Source organism: Massilia sp. NBRC 108631 (assembly GCF_059704565.1).
In genome coordinates this window covers 1-18,479 of sequence record NZ_BAAKJE010000143.1, presented here as the reverse complement: position 1 = coordinate 18,479, position 18,479 = coordinate 1, and the positions used below count along the sequence as shown (strand labels likewise).

At 67.3% G+C, this 18,479-nt stretch carries 16 protein-coding genes and 1 pseudogene; 6 read left to right on the top strand and 11 right to left on the bottom strand.

Annotation, left to right across the window (positions count from 1 at the left end; translation table 11 throughout):
* The gene (locus tag AC6H42_RS16200; RefSeq protein WP_057158172.1) at positions 1 to 573 is read right to left on the bottom strand and encodes a DUF805 domain-containing protein; all 573 of its coding nucleotides are present in this window, start codon (positions 571 to 573) and stop codon (positions 1 to 3) included.
* 62 nt (positions 574 to 635) lie between these two features.
* On the opposite strand from AC6H42_RS16200, the gene AC6H42_RS16195 reads away from it, so the two are divergent.
* Complete coding sequence (locus tag AC6H42_RS16195) at positions 636 to 1,583, top strand: alpha/beta fold hydrolase (RefSeq protein WP_057158173.1); 948 nt, start codon at positions 636 to 638, stop codon at positions 1,581 to 1,583.
* A gap of 14 nt (positions 1,584 to 1,597) precedes the next feature.
* On the opposite strand, the gene AC6H42_RS16190 is transcribed toward AC6H42_RS16195, so the two are convergent.
* On the bottom strand, positions 1,598 to 3,025 hold the full coding sequence (locus AC6H42_RS16190) for a M16 family metallopeptidase (protein WP_057158174.1): 1,428 nt from the start codon (positions 3,023 to 3,025) through the stop codon (positions 1,598 to 1,600).
* A gap of 10 nt (positions 3,026 to 3,035) precedes the next feature.
* Positions 3,036 to 4,454, bottom strand: a complete 1,419-nt coding sequence (locus AC6H42_RS16185) for a M16 family metallopeptidase (RefSeq protein WP_497548478.1) — start codon at positions 4,452 to 4,454, stop codon at positions 3,036 to 3,038.
* Positions 4,455 to 4,626: 172 nt separating this feature from the next.
* Between AC6H42_RS16185 and AC6H42_RS16180 the strand changes: the two genes are divergently transcribed.
* The 3 genes from AC6H42_RS16180 (at position 4,627) to AC6H42_RS16170 (ending at position 7,849) form a co-directional block, all read left to right on the top strand.
* On the top strand, positions 4,627 to 5,091 hold the full coding sequence (locus tag AC6H42_RS16180; RefSeq protein ID WP_057158176.1) for a cache domain-containing protein: 465 nt from the start codon (positions 4,627 to 4,629) through the stop codon (positions 5,089 to 5,091).
* Between the two features lie 114 nt (positions 5,092 to 5,205).
* Positions 5,206 to 7,497, top strand: coding sequence for a putative bifunctional diguanylate cyclase/phosphodiesterase (locus AC6H42_RS16175; protein WP_057158177.1), 2,292 nt, complete (start codon positions 5,206 to 5,208; stop codon positions 7,495 to 7,497).
* A 13-nt stretch (positions 7,498 to 7,510) separates the two neighbouring features.
* Positions 7,511 to 7,849 (top strand): HNH endonuclease family protein, encoded by a 339-nt coding sequence (locus AC6H42_RS16170; RefSeq protein ID WP_057158178.1) that lies wholly within the window; start codon positions 7,511 to 7,513, stop codon positions 7,847 to 7,849.
* A gap of 34 nt (positions 7,850 to 7,883) precedes the next feature.
* Here the strand turns inward: AC6H42_RS16170 and AC6H42_RS16165 are convergent, their stop codons facing one another.
* Entirely contained in the window at positions 7,884 to 9,947 is a 2,064-nt protein-coding gene (locus AC6H42_RS16165; protein ID WP_497548477.1) for a S9 family peptidase, read from the bottom strand.
* A 166-nt stretch (positions 9,948 to 10,113) separates the two neighbouring features.
* Positions 10,114 to 10,566, bottom strand: a complete 453-nt coding sequence (locus AC6H42_RS16160; protein ID WP_057158180.1) for a hypothetical protein — start codon at positions 10,564 to 10,566, stop codon at positions 10,114 to 10,116.
* A gap of 185 nt (positions 10,567 to 10,751) precedes the next feature.
* On the opposite strand from AC6H42_RS16160, the gene AC6H42_RS16155 reads away from it, so the two are divergent.
* Positions 10,752 to 11,204 (top strand): GNAT family N-acetyltransferase, encoded by a 453-nt coding sequence (locus AC6H42_RS16155; protein ID WP_497548476.1) that lies wholly within the window; start codon positions 10,752 to 10,754, stop codon positions 11,202 to 11,204.
* Positions 11,204 to 11,572, top strand: a complete 369-nt coding sequence (locus AC6H42_RS16150) for a nucleotide pyrophosphohydrolase (RefSeq protein WP_057158182.1) — start codon at positions 11,204 to 11,206, stop codon at positions 11,570 to 11,572. The genes AC6H42_RS16155 and AC6H42_RS16150 overlap by 1 nt, the downstream gene beginning before the upstream one ends.
* Positions 11,573 to 11,582: 10 nt before the next feature.
* Here the strand turns inward: AC6H42_RS16150 and AC6H42_RS16145 are convergent, their stop codons facing one another.
* The 6 genes and pseudogenes from AC6H42_RS16145 to AC6H42_RS16120 form a co-directional block, all read right to left on the bottom strand.
* Positions 11,583 to 12,494, bottom strand: a complete 912-nt coding sequence (locus tag AC6H42_RS16145; protein ID WP_082552190.1) for an alpha/beta hydrolase family protein — start codon at positions 12,492 to 12,494, stop codon at positions 11,583 to 11,585.
* 66 nt (positions 12,495 to 12,560) lie between these two features.
* Complete coding sequence (locus tag AC6H42_RS16140; RefSeq protein WP_497548475.1) at positions 12,561 to 15,038, bottom strand: TonB-dependent receptor plug domain-containing protein; 2,478 nt, start codon at positions 15,036 to 15,038, stop codon at positions 12,561 to 12,563.
* 38 nt (positions 15,039 to 15,076) lie between these two features.
* Positions 15,077 to 15,550, bottom strand: a complete 474-nt coding sequence (locus tag AC6H42_RS16135) for a RidA family protein (RefSeq protein ID WP_200954113.1) — start codon at positions 15,548 to 15,550, stop codon at positions 15,077 to 15,079.
* A 41-nt stretch (positions 15,551 to 15,591) separates the two neighbouring features.
* Complete coding sequence (locus AC6H42_RS16130; protein ID WP_229418360.1) at positions 15,592 to 15,972, bottom strand: c-type cytochrome; 381 nt, start codon at positions 15,970 to 15,972, stop codon at positions 15,592 to 15,594.
* A 20-nt stretch (positions 15,973 to 15,992) separates the two neighbouring features.
* The gene (locus AC6H42_RS16125; RefSeq protein ID WP_057158186.1) at positions 15,993 to 17,561 is read right to left on the bottom strand and encodes a flavin monoamine oxidase family protein; all 1,569 of its coding nucleotides are present in this window, start codon (positions 17,559 to 17,561) and stop codon (positions 15,993 to 15,995) included.
* 369 nt (positions 17,562 to 17,930) lie between these two features.
* Positions 17,931 to 18,479, bottom strand: a pseudogene (locus tag AC6H42_RS16120) (hypothetical protein); the annotation flags it as partial.

Genomic DNA, 18,479 nt, shown 5'->3' with positions numbered 1-18,479 from the left:
TTACAGGCCCTGGCTGCCCTGCGCGGCCTGCGCGCGCTCCTTGTACTGCTGGTAGGCCGGCACGCCGAAGGCGGCCATGATGCCGATCATGGTCACGATGCACAGCAGGGGTACCACCAGGCCGAAGATCTTGACCATCAGCGTGTTGGCCGAGGGCGCGGCGCCGAAATCGTTGCCGCCCTCGTCGCCGCGCGCGAACAGCAGGTACAGCGAAACGATGATGTTTACCAGCGGCACCCACAGCAGCAGCGAGAACCAGCCGGAGCGGTTGACGTCGTTGAAGCGGCGCTTGGCCAGCACGAAGCTGAACACCAGCAGCGGCAAATACATCAGGGTGCTGATGGCCACGATGGCGTCCGGGTTGTCCGACAGGATGCCGGCCGCGCCCAGCACGCCCATGACGATGGTCACCGGCAGCATGTTCAGGATGGAGACCAGGAACAGGTAAGCCATGTAGCGCAGGCGGCCGATGCGGCCGCGCCAGGCCCACAGTTTCGGCTCGTAGCTGTCCTTGCCGGCATCCATGCCGGACAAGACGGCGCCGGGCGCCGAGTAGGGATTGGAAGTGTTCACGGTGATGCTCTCCTGGTGGGTGTGGGTTAAAGTTACAAAGTTAAAACAAAAGGAAATCTGCAATGGACGCACAACAACTGGTCTACTTCATCAGCGCCCTGCTCTCGCTGGGCGCGGCGCTGCTGATGGCGCTGGTCCTGTTCGACCGCCTGGCGCCTGCCGCCGCCGCCCGCGCCGGCATCGGGCTGGAGCGGCTGCGCTCCGGCCTGCGCCTGCGCCAGGCCAGCGTGCCCGGCTTCGGCATGCCCTACCTGGAAGGCGGCCGCGGCGACACCCTGGTGCTGGTGCACGGCTTCGCCGGCGACAAGGACAACTTCACCCGCATGGCGCGCTTTCTCACGCCGCACTACCGCGTGATCTGTCCCGACCTGCCCGGCTTCGGCGACGCCGGGCGCGACCCGCAGGCCGGCTACGGCATCGCCGAACAGGCCGAACGCCTGCGCGCGCTGCTCGACCAGCTCGCCCCGGGCAAGGTGCACCTGGGCGGCAACTCCATGGGCGGCTTCATCGCCGCGCAATTTGCCGCCGCCCACCCGGAGCGCGTGGCCAGCCTGTGGCTGCTGGACGCGGCCGGCACGGACGCCTCGCACAGCTCGGCCGTGCTGCAGCACTACGAGGCCAGCGGCGACATGCCGCTGCTGGTGCGCGAGGAGCAGGATTACGCCAACCTGGTCGACGCCTGCACCGCCGAGCGCCCTTTCGTGCCGCACTCGGTGCTCACCGCGCTGGGCCGGCGCGCGGCGGCCGACTTCGCGCTGCACACGGCCATCCTGCGCCAGGTGTCGGCCTCGCCGGTGCTGCAGCCGCAGCCGCACTACGCCGCCATCCCGGCGCTGGTGGTGTGGGGCGAGCAGGACCGGATACTGCACCCGTCCGGCGCGGCCGCCTTCGCCCAGCTGTTCCCGCGCAGCCGCACCGTGATGATGCCGGGCGTGGGCCACCTGCCGATGCTGGAAGCGCCCAGGCGCACCGCGCAGGATTACCTGGACTTCCGCCGCACCATCGCGTGAGGCTGGCGTGAGGCCTACTTGTCGGTGACGGTGAATTCGCCGAACTCCTTGAGCTGTTCGGCGACGGCGGCCTTGTCGCCCACCACCACGATGGACTGGCTCTCCGGCGCGAAATACTTCCGGCCCATCTCGCGCACCTGCGCAGCGCTCACTTTCTGAATCTTCGGCACGAAGCTGCCGAGGAATTCGGGCGGCAGGCCCACCAGCCAGTTGCCGGCCAGGGTGGCGGCCACCGAGCCCTGCAGCTGGTTGGTGATCAGGTAGGAGCCAGCCACGTAGCGCTTGTTCATGCTCATCTCCTCGTCCCCCACCAGCTCCGTGCCCAGCTTGCGGTACTCCTTGAAGTACTCGCCCAGCGCGGCGCCGGTCACTTCGTTGCGCACGTCCGCGCCGCCGATGATGGCGCCGCCGTTGCGGCTCATGCGCGCCCCGGCCGAGGCGCCGTAGGTGTAGCCCTTCTCTTCGCGCAGGTTGAGGTTGACGCGGCTGCTGAAGCCGCCACCCAGGATGGTGCTGGCCAGGCGCAGCGGCACATGATCCTCGACGCTGGCGGCGGCGCCGGGACGGCCCAGGCGCAGGGTCGACTGCACGCTGCCGGCGCGCTCGAGCAGCAGGCGCTGCGGCGGCGCGGCGGCCGGCGCCGCCGGCGTTTCCGGCAGCGCCGGGCCGCTGGCCTTCCAGCTGCCGAAGGCCGCTGCGGCCAGCTTCATGGCCTCGGCTTCCTTGATGCGGCCGGTGATCACCAGCAGGCTGCGCTCGGGGCGGAAGCGCTTGGCGTGTTCGGCGCGCAGCAGCGCCGCGTCGGTGCTGTTGATCGATTCGGCGGTGGCGGTGGTGCGGCTGTACGGATGGTCGCCGTACACGGCGCGCGAGATGGCGCGGTCGGCGCGGAAGCCGGGACGCGCCTCGGCCGCCTTCAGCGCCTGCAGGGCGTTGGTCTTGGCCAGCTTGACTTCCTCGTCCGGGAAGGCCGGTTCGCGCGCCACTTCGGCCAGCAGGGCCGCCATCGGAGCGGCACTGGAGGCCAGCGCGTTGCCGTAGACGGTGATGCCGTCGTTGGAGGTGGAGGCGGCCACGCTGCCGCCCATGCCCTGCGCCGCTTCGGCAATGGCGCGCGAGTCGCGCCTGGCGGTGCCTTCGTTGAGCAGGTTGGCCAGCAGGCTGGCCATGGCCGGGTGCCGGGCGTCGTCGGCGGCGTAGCCGGCGCCGCGCACGGCCAGCACGAAGTCCACCCGCGGCAGGCCGGCGCGCGGCACCACCCACACTTCCAGGCCGTTGGCCAGGGTCTTCCTGCCGATCTTGGGCACCGGCAGCGGCTTGTCGGCGCCGTACGGCGGCACCGGGGATGCAGCGGGCGCCGCTGCGGTGGCGGCGGCAGTCTGGGCGTGCAGCATGGGGGCGCACAACGTGGAGATGGCCACGGCCAGTATCAGTTTCTTCATGGTGCTGTCCTTATTTCGTGCCGGTCGTGGCGGGTGCGGGGGCGGCCGGTGCCGGGGCGGCGGCCGGGGCGGCGGGCGCCTCCTTCGGCGCCGGCTTGCGGTCGATCACGGTGCGGTTGGCCGGGGTCAGGTAAGTGGCCGCCACGCGCTGGATGTCTTCCGACTTCACGCCGTCGATCCAGTCCGGGATCCGGTTGACCACCTTGGCGTCGCCCCACAGCGTTTGCAGCTTGGCCAGCGTGTCGGCGCGGTTCATATAGCTTTCCAGCTTGTTGTACCAGTCGGCCAGCATGGCGGTCTTGACGCGCTGCAGGGTGGCCGCGTCCACGCCGTCCTTGACCACCTTGGCGATTTCCTCGTCCATGGCGGCCAGCACCGCGTCGGCATTGCTGGTCGGCTTGTACATGCTGAATACGGTAAACAGGGTCGGGCCGTCGTATTCCCACGGGCCGGTCAGGCCGTACAGCGGCGACAGGTTCAGCGCCAGCTGACGGCCCTTGACCAGGCCCTGGTACAGGCGCGAGGCGTCGCCGCCGGCCAGCAGTTCGCCCAGCACGGCCATCGGCGCCTGGTCCCTGCTGCCGCGGTCCGGCATTTTCCAGGCCGCCGCCAGCGCCGGCACCTGCGCCAGCGTGTCGCTCTGCTGCACCCGCTTCTCGGCCGTGTTCAAGCCTTCGCTGAAGTCGCCGAAGGCCGGCGTGGCGCGTTTCGGGATGGCGCCGAAGTATTTCTTGGCCAGCGCATAGCCCTGCTGCGGCGTGACGTCGCCGGCGATGGCCAGCACCGCGTTGTTGGGGCCGTAGTAGTCGCGGTGGAAGGCGCGCACGTCGTCCAGGCTGGCGCCTTCCAGATCCTGGAAGCTGCCGTAGCCGTCGTGGTTGTTCTCCCACTTCTGGAACGCGTGCTGGCCGATGTCGATCCACATGAAGCCGCCGTACGGCTGATTTTTCACGTTGACGCGGATCTCCTCCTTGACCACGTCCTGCTGGTTCTTCAGCGTTTTCTCGTTGAAATCCAGGGTCTTCATGCGGTCCGCCTCCAGCCACAGGATGGCGTCCAGCGCGGAGGCCGGCGCGGTCTCGATGTAGTTGGTGAAGTCGGCGCGGGTCGAGCCGTTGTTGCGGCCGCCGCCGGCGGTGATGGTCTTGTCGAACACGCCCTTGGGCGCGTTCGGCGTGCCCTGGAACATCAGATGCTCGAACAGGTGGGCAAAGCCGGTGCGGTTCTTCGGCTCCAGTCGCATGCCGACCTTGTACACCACGCTCACGCCGACGGTGGGCGAGCTGTGGTCTTCGGTGACGATGACGGTCAAGCCGTTGTCGAGCTTGTTGACGTGCACCGGCACGTCCCAGCGGTCGGTGCTGGCCGCTTGCGCGGACAGCGTGAGCAGGGCGGCGGCCAGCAGGGCGGGAATTTGGCGCATGCGCATAGGGTTCAACCTTTCTGATAGGGATAGAGCGTTCGGCTTTTTTGCCGAATCAGCAATTTTGCCTGTTGCGTCGCAAAAGATACTCACCAATTATTGCGAATGCCATCTTTTTTTTTCAGCGTTTTTTTTCAGCTAAGATATACCCACATCCACAACGTTCGGAGGTGCGCCCATGAAACGACGGCTGATGCTACTAACTCTTGGTACCTCCCTGCTGCTGGCGCGCCTGCCGGCGCACGCCGCCGAACGCGGCACGGCCGAGGAAGCCATGGCCATGGCGAAGAAGGCCATCGCCTACCTGAAAGCCAACGGCAGGGAAAAGGCCTTCGCCGAGATCAACGATCCGCGCGGCCAGTTCACCGACCGCGACCTGTACGTGGTGGTATATGACCTGAACGGCAAAAACCTGGCGCACGGCCAGAACGCGCGCATGATAGGCAAGGACCTGATCGACATCCGCGACGGCGACGGCAAGTACTACATGCGCGAGCGCATCGAGATCATCAAGACCAAGGGCAAGGGCTGGCAGGACTACAAATTCCTCGATCCGCTGACCAAGAAGATCGAGCCGAAATCGATGTACATCGAAAAATACGAAGACCTGATCGTCGGCTGCGGCATCTACAAACCGGATTGACGGGACCGCGGCTCGCCTTCCAAACCGTGACAGCATGCGGGTTTGCAGGTAACATGTCTGGTAAGCAACAACACCAAGAATAATCATGTTACTCGCCACGAAGGAGGGCTGCGATTGCCAGCGCTAAACGACGTCGCGCACTGGCGCGGCCAGATCTTTAAGCGCATCCTGCAATTCGTCCTCGGGCTGGGCGTGGTGACGGCCGTGCCCAGCATCCTGCTGAGCATCTCCGAGAACCTGTGGTCGGTGGTGGTGCTGGACGTGGTGGCGCTGGTGTGGATCTTCGGCATCCTGCGCCTGCCCGGCATCTCCTACGGCGCGCGGGTGCTCAACTTCCTGGCCGTGACCTTCATTTTCGGCGTCGGCCTGCTGGTCAAGGTGGGACCGGTCAGCCAGATCTACCTGATGGCAGTGCCAGTGCTGGCCGCGCTGCTGCTCGGCCTGCGCGCCGGCCTGTGGGCGCTGGCGCTCGACACTGTGGCGCTGCTGGTGATCGGCTTCTACACCAACACCATCCCCGACCTGCAAGGGCTGGAGCTGACCGCCTTCCTCAAATGGAGCGTGATCACCTCCAACTACCTGTTCATCACGGCGGTGCTGACGCTGTCCTGCGGCGTGCTGCTGCAGCGGCTGGAGACATCCATCAGCGACCTGCGCGCCACCGCCGCCTCGCTGGAGCAGGGGCAGCAGGAGCTGACGGCGCTGAACGCCGAACTGCGCCTGACGGCGGCCGCCGTGGCGCGCCTGAACGACATGGTCAGCATCGCCGAGGTGGCGGGCACCGAGCAGCGCATCATCTTCGTCAACCGCGCCTTCGAGCGGCGCAGCGGCTACAACCGCGACGCCATGCTGGGCGGCAGCCTGCGCCTGCTGCAAGGGCCGGAGACGGCCACCGGCACGCTGGACCGCATCAACCAGGCCATGGCGCGCAGCGAAGCGGTGCGCGCCGAGCTGCTGAACTACACGCGCTACGGCGAGCCGTACTGGGTCGAGCGCGAGCTGGTGCCGATCTCCGACGAGGGCGGCACCAACACGCACTGGGTGGCCGTGGAACGCGACATCACCGAGCGCAAGAAGTCCGAGGACGACATCCACCGCCTGGCCTACTTCGACGTGCTGACCGGCCTGCCGAACCGGCGCCTGCTGATGGACCGCATCGACAAGCTGCTGGCCAGCTCGGAACGCAACAGCCAGTACAGCGCAGTGATGTTCATCGACCTGGACAACTTCAAGTACATCAACGACGCGCGCGGCCACGCCACCGGCGACGCGCTGCTGAAGAACGCGGCCGCGCGGCTGGCGCAGCTGATGCGCAAGGCCGACACGGTGGCGCGCATCGGCGGCGACGAGTTCGTGGTGCTGCTGGCGCACCTGAGCGGCGTGTACGCGACGGCCGCCCATTCGGCGCTGGTGGTGGCCGAGAAGATCCGCGCCACCATCGCGGAAGACTTCGTGATCGACGGCCAGAGCTACAGCAGCTCGGCCAGCATCGGCGTGACGTTGCTGCCCAAGGGCGCGGCGGGCGCATCGGGCGAGCAGAACGCGCAGGACCTGCTGCGCGAGGCGGACATCGCCATGTACCGCGCCAAGGCCGACGGGCGCAACGGCATCGCCTTCTTCGAGGCGGCCATGCAGGCCGAGGTGGAGCAGCGCCTGAACCTGGAGCGCGACCTGGCGCTGGCCATCGAGCAGCGCGAACTGGCCATGCACTACCAGGCGCAAGTCGACTGCGACGGCAAGATCATCGGCGCCGAACTGCTGATGCGCTGGCAGCGCGCCGACGGCAGCTGGGTGTCGCCGGCGCAGTTCATTCCGCTGGCCGAGGAGTCGGGCCAGATCCTGGCGCTGGGCGCGTGGGCCATGCGCCAGGCCTGCGACGCGGTGCTGCGCCTGAAGGCGGCCGGACATGCGCTGCCGCTGTCGGTCAACGTCAGCCCGAGCCAGTTCCGGCAGCCGCAGTTCGTCGAACAGGTGCGCGCGCTGCTGGCCGAAACCGGCGCGCCGGCCGAGCTGCTGATCTTCGAGGTGACCGAAGGGCTGCTGGTGGAAAAACTGGAGGACACGGTGCTGCGCATGCGCCAGCTGGCCGCGCTGGGCATCCGCTTCTCGATCGACGATTTCGGCACCGGCTATTCCAGCCTGGCCTACCTGAAGAAGATGCCGCTGTACGAACTGAAGATCGACCGCAGCTTCATCCAGGACACGCCGGCCGACGCGTCGGTGACGGCCATCGTGCAAACCATCCTGGCGATGGCGCACCACCTGGGCCTGAAGGTGGTGGCCGAGGGCGTGGAGACGCAGGCGCAGGCGGACTTCCTCATCAACAGCGACTGCCACGGCATGCAGGGCTACCTGTACGCCCGCCCCGCCCCGCTGGACGCGCTGCTGGCGCGGCTGGCAGGTTGAGCGGAGACTGCGCATGGAATTGATCCTTGCCGCCGTGGCTGTGCTGATAGGCGCACTGGCGTACTCGCTGCGCGCCGCCGGCACCAAGCCGGTCAAGGGCAGCGATTTCTACGTGGTCTCGCGCGACGGCCGCGTGCTGCGCACGCGCGGGCCGCAGGTGAAATGCCTGCGCGCGCTGGCCATGCCGGAAGGCCTGCGCGTCACGCTCAGCAACGGCAGCCGCACCGGCCAGTTTTTCGTGCACGACCTGGTGGCCGAAGCCCACCTGCCCAACCCGGCCCGCCATAGCCGCGTGCGCCACAAGGACGGCAACAAGCGCAACAACGCGGTGGCCAACCTGGAGTGGTACTAAGAAAAAACCCCGCAGCCGCGGGGTTCTAAACTGCCTACTTCCTGGTGTAGGTGTTGAGCCAGTCCAGCACCGTGTGGTGCCATTGCACCGAGTTGGCGGGCTTCAGCACCCAGTGGTTCTCGTCCGGGAACACCAGCAGCTTGCTGTCGACGCCCTGGCGCTGCAGCGCGGTGAACGTGCCCAGCGCTTGCGCGGTCGGGATGCGGAAGTCCAGGTCGCCCTGGATCACCAGCATCGGCGTCTTCCACTTGGCCACGTGGTGCACCGGGTTGAACTTCTCGTGCGACTCCACGGCCTTGTAGTAAGGGCCGCCGTATTCCCACTCGGTAAACCAGATTTCCTCGGTCGAGTAGGCCATGCCGCGGATGTCGAACACGCCGTCGTGGTTGACGATGCACTTGAAGCCGTCGGACCAGTTGCCTTCGATCCAGTTCATCATGTAGCCGCCATAGGACGCGCCCAGCGCGCAGCTGCGCTCGCGGTCCAGCCACGGGAACTTGGCCGCTGCCGCTTCCATGCCCTTTTTCAGGTCTTCCAGCGGCTTGCCGCCCCAGTCGCCGCTGATCGAATCGGTGAAGGCCTGGCCGTAGCCGGTGGAGCCGTGGAAGTCGATGAAGACGGTGGCGTAGCCGGCGCCGGCGTACACCTGCGGGTTCCAGCGGTAGCTCCAGGAGTTGCCGAAGCTGCCCTGCGGGCCGCCGTGCACCAGGAAGGCGATCGGATATTTCTGGCCCGGCTGCGCGTTCCACGGCTTCATCACATGGCCGTACACCGTGTCGCCGTTGGCGCCCTTGAAGGAGAACTGCTCGTACTCGCCGAAGCGCACGTCGGCCAGCGCGGCCTCGTTCACATTGGTCAGCTTGTCGGCCTTCGATGGTGCGCCGAGCTTGAACTTGTACAGCTGCGCGCCCGCAGCGAGCGAGGCTTGCGCCATCACCACCGTGTCGCGCGCCACGCTGAAGGCGGACACGTAGCCCAGGCCGGAGACGGCGCTGGCTTTGCCGCTGGCGGCGTCGATGCTGAACAGGCGGTGCTGGCCGACGTCGTCGGCAGTGGCCAGCAGGGACTTGCCGTCCGGCGCCCAGCGGTAGTCGGACACGGAACGGTCCCAGGCGCCGGTCAGCGCGCGCTTCTTGCCGGTGGCCACGTCCATCAGCACCAGGTGGAAGCGGTCCGCTTCGAAGGTCGGACGCTGCATGGCGGTGTAGGCCAGCGTTTTGCCGTCCGGCGAGAACTGCGCCTTGGTGTCCCAGGCCGGATTCTCGGCGGTCAGGTTGCGCGGCGCGCCGCCGGTGGCGGGCACGCTGTAGAGGTCGAAGTTGGTCGACCAGGCTTCGGTCTTGCCGGCCACGCGGGCCGAGAACACCACCGTCTTGCCGTCCGGGCTGAACTGGTACTCCTCGTGGTCGCCGAAGGGCTTGGACGGCACGTCGCCGTCGATGGTGCCGCTCAGGCTGACCGGCGCGGCGCTGACCTTGCCGGCCGCGTCGATCGGCGCGGTGTACAGCACGTTGTTGCGGCCGTCCTTCCAGGTATCCCAGTGGCGCACGAACAGGCGGTCGTAGACCTTGCCGGTGGCCTTGTCCTTGGCTTGCGCTTCCAGGCGCGCCTTGCTGCAGGCCAGGTCGGCGCAGTCGCGGAACACGGCCAGGCTCATGGCCAGGCGGTCGCCCTGCGGCGACAGGCGGAAGTTTTCCACGTCCACCGGCAGATCGGTCACGCGCGCCGCTTCGCCGCCCGACAGCGGCAGGCGCCACACCTGGTTGCTGCCGCTGCGGGCCGACAGGAAGAAGACCGCGTCGCCGGCCGGCGACCATTCAGGGTCGGTGCTGCTGGCGTCGGCCTGGGTCAGGCGCACCGGCGCCGGCTTGGCCGCGCGCAGGTCCAGCATCCACAGCTGGGTGTTGCCGCGGTTCTTGTCCATATTCGTGGTGCGCACCGTGTACACCACTTTCGACGCGTCCGGCGACAGCAGCGGGCTGCCGACGCGTTCCATTTTCACCAGGTCTTCCACGGTAAAGCCGCGCGGGGCGGCTTGTGCGTGCTGAGCACCGGACGCGGCAAGCGCGGCCGCCAATACCAGCAGACGTAATTTCATGCGGTTATCTCCGACATCGTTATAAAAAAGGCCAGCTTGTGGCTGGCGCAGTCGGACATGATACCAAGATTCGCGGACGAAAGAGGGCCGCCGGCTCCCGCAGGAGCCGGCGGAAAAGGGAGACACTCCGGACGGCGGACACGCCCGGGGCTTGCTACAAAAATCGCTAGCGCAGCGACACCAGCAGGTACTGCACCGGCTGGCCGGCGATGGCGGGCTGCCTGGCGAGCAGCAGTTCGCCGCCCATCTCGCCGCTGGATTTCGGTTCGAAACGCATCTGCACGCTGCGGTCCAGCGCCACGAAGCTGTGCTTGCCCGTGCCGACGATTTCGGTGCGTTCCCCATCGTCCAGCTGCGCATACATGCGCCGGCCCTGGGAGCTCAGCTGCAGCAGGCCGCCGTTGCTCAAGTCGTAGGCGCCCTTGTAGGCGCCGAAATCGATCGCATACGCGGGCAGCCGGCGCGCCGGCACCTCGATGCTCAGCGGTGCGCTGGCGGGGATGGTCACCGTCTCCAGCACTTGCGGATTCTGTTCGCTCGGCGGGTTCTGCACGCTCTGCGCCACGGCGGCGGCGCCGCAGGCCAGGCCCAGCAACGCGAACAACAGCAGGTTTTTCATGATGCTCTCCTTGCGGCTCGCGCGGTGCGCTTTCGCGCCCCGCTAAGATTCAATATAGCGAGCTTTCGCCGCAGCGAGATAGTATTTTTCTCGCCCCCGCGCGGGGTACATAGCGCCCTTGCATAGGGCCCCGCAGGCTTGCGCTACAATGACAGGCACACCCGTTTCCCACTTCCATCACGCCCATGAATATCGCATTCGAAACGCCGGACCAGCCCGACATCATCGCCCTCATCGCCGACCTGGACGCTTACCAGTTGACGCTGTATCCGCCGGAAAGCGTGTACGCGCTGGACCTGGCGTCGCTGAAGCAGCCCAATGTGCTGTTCGCGGTGGCGCGCGATGCCGACGGCGCGGCGGTGGGCTGCGGCGCGATGGTGGTGACGCCGGAGTTCGCCGAAGTCAAACGCATGTATGTGCGGCCGGAAGCGCGCGGCCGGGGCCTGGCCAAGCGCGTGCTGACGCTGCTGGAGCAGGAGGCGGCACAGCGCGGCAGCACGCTGTACACGCTGGAAACCGGGCCGTCGCAGCCGGAGGCGATCGCGCTGTACCAGCGGCTGGGCTACCAGCGCTGCGGCCCCTACGGCAACTACCGCGACGATCCGCTCAGCGTCTTCATGCGCAAGGCGGTGCAGTGATGGCGCAGCCGGCGCAGGCACAGGACAGCCTGATCGAGTTGCGCGACCTGGCGCGCGCCTTCGCGGCCGAGCGCGACTGGGGCCAGTTCCACACGCCGAAAAACCTGGCCATGGCGCTGACGGTGGAGGCGGCCGAGCTGGCCGAGCATTTCCAGTGGCTGGCCACCGGCGCCGAGCACGAGCTGGACCAACGCAAGCGCGAGGGTATCCGGCACGAACTGGCCGACGTGATGCTGTACCTGGTCCAGCTGGCCGACAAGACCGGCGTGGACCTGCGCAGCGCGGTGCTGGAAAAGATGGAACTGAACCGCGCCAAGTACCCGGCCGCGCAAGTGCGCGGCGACGCCCGCAAGTACACCGAGTACTGAGGCCGGCGGGCTACGGCAGCGCCAGCGCCTTGCGGATTTCGGCGTAGACCAGCTGCCACGCCGGCGAGGTGGCCGCCACTTCGTCGTAGTGGCTGGCGTTGGGCAGCACCACCACCTCGGCCGCGTCGCCGGCGGCCCGGGCGCGGCGCGCGTAGTCCTGCGCCACGCGCACCGGCGAGACCGTGTCCAGCTCCCCGGTAATCAGCACCGTGCGCACGCCGGCCGGCAGCAGCTCGGCAGGCGACGTATCGGCAAACACGTCCGGCCGCCCGGCGCCCGGCAGGCCGGTCAGCTGCACCATGTCGCGCTCGCAGCTGGTCTTGATCAGCTGCTCCTCGTTGCGCAAATCGGCCAGCCCGCCCAGGCTGATCACGTGCGGGATGGCCAGCGGCGCGGCGCGCCACGCGGGGCTGGACTGCGGCAGCATGTGGCGCGACGCGGCCCATTGCGCCAGGTGGCCGCCGGCCGAGTGGCCCACCGCCGCCACGCGCGTCAGGTCCAGCCGGTGCGCCGCCGCTTCCTGCCGCAGCCGGTCCACGGCCGTGGCCACGTCCTGGTACATGCCGGGGTAGCCGCCGCCCTCCTCGTCCACCCGGCGGTACTCCACGTTCCACACGGCGATGCCGTTTTTGATCAGCTCCCCCGCCATGTTGTGCATCTGCGCGATGCCGCCGAAATGCACGGTCCAGCAGCCGCCATGGATCAGGATCACCACCGGAAACGGCCCCGGCCCGGCGGGCTTGAACAGCTCGACGAACTGCGACGGCGCGCCGCCATAGGCGATGTGCAAGTCCGGCTTGGGGCCGGACAGCGCCAGGTAGTCCTGCAGCGTCATGGGGGCGGCGGCGTGGGAGGAAGCGGCAGCGCCGGCGGCGCCGGCGATGGCGGCGGCGCACAGGGTCTTGCGGAGGTTGGTCAGCATGGGCGATCCATAAAAAAACGGGGCAAGGCGCAGCATACCGCGCCTCGCCCCGCCTGTCATGCGGCCTTAGAACTTATAGCTGGCGCGCGCGTAGTAGTAGCCGCCATTGATGCCGAACGGCGAAAACGACGGATAAACCGTCACGGCCGAGTTGTCCAGGTTGGCGCGGTACACCGCCAGCAGCTGGGCGTTCACCTGGTCCGGATACTTGTTGAACAGGTTGTTGCCGCCGGCCGACAAGGTCCAGCCGTTGCTCATGCGGTAGCTCACCTCCAGGTCGGTGATGGCGGTGACGCCGATCTCCGTCTTGTAGTAGTCCGCGCCGTCCGGCGTGCCCCACTCGGACGACTTGCCGTAGATTGCTTCGCGCAGGTTGACGCTCCAGGCGCCCTTCTTCCACAAGGCGCCCAGGTTGATGCGCGCCTTCGGCGAGGCGGTCTCGATGTCCGAGATGGCGGTCCTGTCGAGCAGGGTCTGCGGCCGCAGCTGCACCGGCGCCTGGTTCACCTTGATGACGGTGACCTTGTTGTAATTGGCGGCGGCCGACCAGTCCACACGGCCGTAGTCGCCGTAGTTGCTGTTTACCGTGGCCACGAACTCCAGCCCGCGCGAACGGGTGTTGACGGCGTTGGAGAAGATGTTGATGCCGGTCTGCACCACCGTCGGGTCGAGCACGTTGCCGTTGGCGAGGATGGCCGCCGTCACCGCCGGCGAGTTGTCGGCGCCGCCGGAGCCGTACAGCGAGCCGCTGCCGACGATGCGGTCGCGGATCGTGATCTGATAGGCGTCCAGCGTGAGCGCGACGTTGCTGGCCGGGTTAAGCACCAGGCCGGCGCTGAAGTTGGTGGACTTCTCCGGCTTCAGGCCGTTTACCCCCACCAGCGCGGCGCCCGGCGAGTTGGGCGCCAGCTGCACGAAGGCGCTGCGCGGCGACACATTGGTGGCCGAGTAGTACTGCTCGGCCAGCGTCGGCGCGCGGAAGCCGTTGCTGACGGTGCCGCGCAGGGCGAAGGCGGGCGAGAAGTCGTAGCGGCTGGTGACCTTGCCCACCTTGGCGTTGCCGAAGTCGCTGAAGTGCTCGTAGCGCGCGGCCAGGTCGACCGTCAGCGCGTCCACCGGGAACACGATCAGGTTGGCGTACACCGCCTTGTTGTTGCGGTCGTGCTTGCCGGCGTCGGTCAGCGAGAAGCCGGGATAGGACTGCGAGCCTTCCTTGTAGCGCGAGAATTCGTCGCCCGCCTGGATCTCGTACTTGTCCACGCGGTGCTCCAGGCCGAGCGCGAAGGTGGCCGGCCTGGAACCGGCCAGGCTCAGTTCGCGGCTGAAGTCCAGGTTGTTGGTCCACTGGCCGGCAATGAAGGCGCCGGCCGCGAACACGGTCGGCGTGAAGCCCTTGTCCTGGTACAGCGACACGTTGGCCGAGTCCTCGACGCCGATTTCGGCCTTGTCGCGGCCATAGGTGGTGCTCAGTTCCCAGTTCCAGGCGCCACCCAGCTTGCCCTTCATGCCGGCGGTGAGTGCGTAGTCCTGGTCCTTGATGGTTTCCTTGGGGCTGAAGCCCAGCGGGTAGACCTGCGGCAGCCGGTCCGGCATGCGGTAGTTCTCGTAGGCGCGCGCCTCCTTGCGGCCCACCGTGCCGAAGGCGTACAGCGAGGTGTCGTCGTCGATGTCGTAGCCGGCGTTCAGGCCGAACACGGTCAGGTGGTATTGCGCGTCGCCGCTGATCTTGTTCAGGTGGGGATAGCCGGGCGCCTGCAGCAGCGGCAGGCGCTTGAGGTTGGCCGGATCCACTACGCGCGGATCGAGGCCGCCGCGGTTGGTGAAGTCGTGGTATTTCGATTCGGCGCTCAGGCTGACGAAGGCTTTTTCGAATGGCTCGAAGCCGACGTTGCCCATGGCGTCGGCGGTCTTGCCGCCGCCATCAGAGAAGCCGCCGCCGTTGACGTTGACGCTGCCGCCCTTGCTGTTGGACTTGAGGATGATGTTGATGACGCCGGCGATGGCGTCGGTGCCGTACTGGGCGGCCGCGCCGTCCTGCAGCACTTCGATGTGGTCGATCATGGCGACCGGGATGTAGCTCAGGTCGGCCGCCGCGCCGCCCTGGAACGGCCCGCCCAGCACCGCCAGGTTGGAGGTGCCGTGGCGGCGCTTGCCGTTTACCAGCACCAAGGTGTTGTTCGGGCTCAGGCCGCGCAGGCGGGCCGACAGGGTGAGGTTGGCGGTATCCCCGCCGAAGGCCTGGGCCGTGAAGGACGGCAGGTTCTGCGCCAGCGCCTGCATCAGGTCGGGCTGGCCGGTGCGGGCCAGCGAGGCGTTGTCCAGCACCTGGATGGGCGAGGCGCTGTTTTCCACTTTCAGCCCGCTGGCGCGGGTGCCTGTGACGATCACCGCGCCGGCCGACGAGGGCGTGACGGCGGCGCCGGCCACCGCGTCGGCTTGCACCCCGCTGGCCGCCGCGGCCGCAGCGTCATCCACCGCATACGACAATCCCGAGTACAGCACCATGATGGCTGCTGCGCATGCTTTCAGTCTGGCCTTCTGCATAACGATACCCCTTCAATGTTGTATTGGCTTTTTTACGCTTATTTTTTTGCGGCGACGACTTCGATTTCCACCAGCCAGCCCGGCACGTTCAGCGCGGCCACCTGCATCACGGCGCGCGCGGGCAGGTTGGGCTGGGCGCCGCCGAAGTACTGGGTGTAGGCCTCCATGAAACCCTTGACGTCGGCACGGCCGCCCTTGGCCGGATCGCCCACCAGGAACACCTGCATCTTCACCACGTCGCCCATGGCCAGGTTCATGCCCTTGAGGATCTCGTCTATCTTCTTGAGCACGCCCATGGTCTGGGTCCTGGTGTCGCCGTAGGCGGCCAGCGAGTCGGGCGCGGCGGCCTTGTCGATCACGGGCGGCACCTGGCCGCTGATGAAGTGGATGGTGGCGCTCGGCGGCAAGGTCACCGCCTGGGCGATGGGGAAGTCCGAACCGGGAATCTTGTGGCGGATGATGTCCTGCGCCTGCGCCGGCGCGATCATGGACGTGGACAGCAGCGCCAGCATGGCGCAGGCATTCGATACGGTAGCTTTGTACATGGTCTCTTTCAGTGTTTGTTGGACATCTGGCCGTTCGCGAATTGCGGCACGCCGAGCTGGCCGCGCAGCGCGCCTATTTGCTCTCCCTTCAATGGCGGCGCCTTGTTGCCCCAGGCGCTGCGGGCAAAACTGAGCACGGCGGCGATGTCGTCGTCGCTCAGGCTGGCGCTGAAGTCGGGCATGCCGCCGCGCCCCTGCAGCAGCACCATGGCCACGTCCGGCGCGGGCCCCTGCACCAGCGGATTGCCCGCCAGCGCCGGGAAGGCGCCGGGTATGCCCTTGCCGCTGGCCTGGTGGCAGGCGGCGCAGTTCTTCTGGAACAGCGCCTTGCCGTCGGCGCGCGCTTGCGGCGCCGCTGCCAGGGCGGCGATGGCGGATGCGGCCAGCATCGTGCTTGCCAAAAGACGCTTCATGCGCTGGCCCTTTCATGGATCTTGGCCAGCTGCTGCCAGGCCGATTCGATGGCCCCGGCCTGCCAGCCGGTCAGATAGCTCAGGTGCTCTCCGGCCAGCAGCACGCGGCCCTCGCCTTCCAGCAGCACCGGATAGGCGTGCTTGCGGCTCTCGTCATTCCAGTCGGCCCAGCCTCCCAGGTTGTACTGGACCCGGTGCCAGGCCACGGAAAAGGCGCTCTCGAACGATTCGCGGTAGGCGGGGAAGATCTTTTCGCCCGCCGCCACGGCGAATTCGGCGCGTTCGCCGGGTGTCATGGCGCTCACTTCGATGGCCGAGGTCTGGTAGTTGTAGTAGCCCAGCAGCACGCCCTTCTGCTTCTGCCAGCTCGACGAGGGCAGCGAAATGGTGTTGATGCCCTTGATGTCGGTCAGCACGTGGCCGCCGTAGATCTGGTCGTCCTCTTCCCAGAAGCGGCGCTTCATCTGCAGGCCGATCTTGCCGACCGGCGCGTAGGCCACCTGCTTGATGGCGGCCTTGAATTTGGGCGAGAAGTCGGTGTCGATCATGCGCAGCACGGACAGCGGGATGGTGCACAGGCAGTAATCGGCGTTCACGGTGGTGAACTTGCCGCTGGCGGTGTCCTTGTAGGTCACCGCCACATGCTTTTCGCCGTGGCGTATGGTCTGCACCTCGGCGCGGTAGCGGATGTTCTTCCCGATGCGCTTTTCAAACGCTTTCGCAATCTGGTCCATGCCGCCCACCGGCTGGAACATGGTGTTCTGCATGGGGAAGTCCTGCACGGCGCTGTAGATATTGCCGACCTTCGATTCCAGCAGCTCCTTGAAGCCGAGCGGGTCGGACTCCTTGCCGGCGCCGGGCATCATGCCGGCGCCGGGGTTGACCGCGTAGCCGCGGCCGCTGCGCCCCTTGTAGCGCAGGTCGCCGGCGTCCAGCTGGCCCTCGTGCGCCAGGTAGTCCAGCAGCAGGCGCTGGTCCTGCTCGGTCAGCGCCTGGTCGATCTGTTTCGACTTGACCGACTTGGCCAGCAGCTCGGCCACGTGGCCGCGCATGTCGGCCTTGATCTGCGCCGGCCGCAGGCGCTGCCGGGCCAGCGGGCCGCCGTTCTCCAGGTAGACGATGGAATGGTCGTTATCGTTGACCATCACCTCCAGCGGCACTTCGAACAGCCGCGTGTAGTGCAGCGTGGACTGGTGGTGCAGCGGAATGCGCCACGGGCCGTGGTTGATGTAGTGGCCCTGGTCGAAGCTGCAGCGCTGCTCCTCGCCGCCCAGCTCCGTCAGCGCGAACCCCTTGCGCGCGGTCTGGCAGCGGCCGCCGGCGAAGGCGCGCGCTTCCAGCACCTGGCACTGGTATCCCAGCTTGCCAAGCTCGAAGGCGGCGGTCATGCCGGCCAGGCCCGCCCCCAGGATCACCACCTTCTTGCCCTTGCCGCTGCCGCCCAGCACGGGCGGCGCGGACATCGTCGACTCGATGCCCATGCCCCAGGCACTCATCGTGTTCAGCATCAGACCCGTGCCGCCGACTGCTGCGGCGCGGTACAAGAAATCTCTCCTGCTTATCATCGGCAACCTCCTGGTAGTTGGAACTACCCTGAGGACTTAGCAATCGCCGTGCCAATAAATCATAAATGTAATATACATATACGAAATAAAATAAAGATGCGGACGGCCGGGCAAACAATGTGGCTGCGTGGCGGCGTCGCGCCAGAGCGGCGCGTTGGCGGCGCTTCGGCGGCGGCGCGGCGGCGGCGAACGGACTCTTTTCGGGCGCGTGCAACTCTATTTTGCAGCGCAGCATAAGTTTGTGCAGGACGATAAAAAAGGCCGTGACGGGTAAGCGTCCGGCCTGTTGCTATCGATGTGCTATCGATGTGCTATCGATGTGCTATTTTGATGCGGCGCACCATCCCGATGCGCCGGCAGGGTGAAGCGCTAGCCGGCCAGCGCAGCCACCATGCGCTCGAAGCTGGCGTACTGGCCGGGCGGGGCGACGTGCTGGCGCGCCAGGAAGTCGCCGGCGCGCAGCCGCGCCACTTCGGCCGACGACAGGCGGCGGTGCGCCACGCTGCGCTCGGCGATATGGCAGGCGTGGAAGTGCATCGGCGCTTGCGGGTCGAGCAGGTAGATGGTGTCCAGGCTGGCGCTGTCGCAGGCCACCTTGACGTGCCACTGGCCGCGCTGGGCGGCGCGCTCGAACCAGCGCCCTTCCTGGGCCCGCGCGCAGCTGTAGTAGGTGCCGTGCAGGCAGATGCCTTCGGCCGTGACCACCGCATCGTGCACTGGCAGCAGGCTGCAATGCACCAGCTCCTCGGCGTACTGGCGCAGCGCCGTACCGCGCTGCGCCACGCCCCAGTCCCACAGCTGCTGCGGCGTGTAGCCGTCCGCCTGGCGCGCGTGGTTGTAGGCCAGCACGCTGCCGATGACGACGCGGGTGAACTGTTCCAGGTCCAGCACCGCGTCCAGGCGGCCGCACGGCAGCAG

Bases quoted from the DNA above. Each gene is read 5' to 3' on its own strand.
- AC6H42_RS16185 (WP_497548478.1), bottom strand. From the start codon at position 4,454: ATGCGCATGCGCCAAATTCCCGCCCTGCTGGCCGCCGCCCTGCTCACG.
- AC6H42_RS16165 (WP_497548477.1), bottom strand. From the start codon at position 9,947: ATGAAATTACGTCTGCTGGTATTGGCGGCCGCGCTTGCCGCGTCCGGT.
- AC6H42_RS16160 (WP_057158180.1), bottom strand. From the start codon at position 10,566: ATGAAAAACCTGCTGTTGTTCGCGTTGCTGGGCCTGGCCTGCGGCGCC.
- AC6H42_RS16135 (WP_200954113.1), bottom strand. From the start codon at position 15,550: ATGCTGGCGCTGCTGTCCACGTCCATGATCGCGCCGGCGCAGGCGCAG.
- AC6H42_RS16125 (WP_057158186.1), bottom strand. From the start codon at position 17,561: ATGATAAGCAGGAGAGATTTCTTGTACCGCGCCGCAGCAGTCGGCGGC.
- AC6H42_RS16130 (WP_229418360.1), bottom strand. From the start codon at position 15,972: ATGCTGGCCGCATCCGCCATCGCCGCCCTGGCAGCGGCGCCGCAAGCG.
- AC6H42_RS16170 (WP_057158178.1), top strand. From the start codon at position 7,511: ATGGAATTGATCCTTGCCGCCGTGGCTGTGCTGATAGGCGCACTGGCG.
- AC6H42_RS16155 (WP_497548476.1), top strand. From the start codon at position 10,752: ATGAATATCGCATTCGAAACGCCGGACCAGCCCGACATCATCGCCCTC.
- AC6H42_RS16145 (WP_082552190.1), bottom strand. From the start codon at position 12,494: ATGCTGACCAACCTCCGCAAGACCCTGTGCGCCGCCGCCATCGCCGGC.
- AC6H42_RS16180 (WP_057158176.1), top strand. From the start codon at position 4,627: ATGAAACGACGGCTGATGCTACTAACTCTTGGTACCTCCCTGCTGCTG.
- AC6H42_RS16195 (WP_057158173.1), top strand. From the start codon at position 636: ATGGACGCACAACAACTGGTCTACTTCATCAGCGCCCTGCTCTCGCTG.
- AC6H42_RS16190 (WP_057158174.1), bottom strand. From the start codon at position 3,025: ATGAAGAAACTGATACTGGCCGTGGCCATCTCCACGTTGTGCGCCCCC.
- AC6H42_RS16150 (WP_057158182.1), top strand. From the start codon at position 11,204: ATGGCGCAGCCGGCGCAGGCACAGGACAGCCTGATCGAGTTGCGCGAC.
- AC6H42_RS16140 (WP_497548475.1), bottom strand. From the start codon at position 15,038: ATGCAGAAGGCCAGACTGAAAGCATGCGCAGCAGCCATCATGGTGCTG.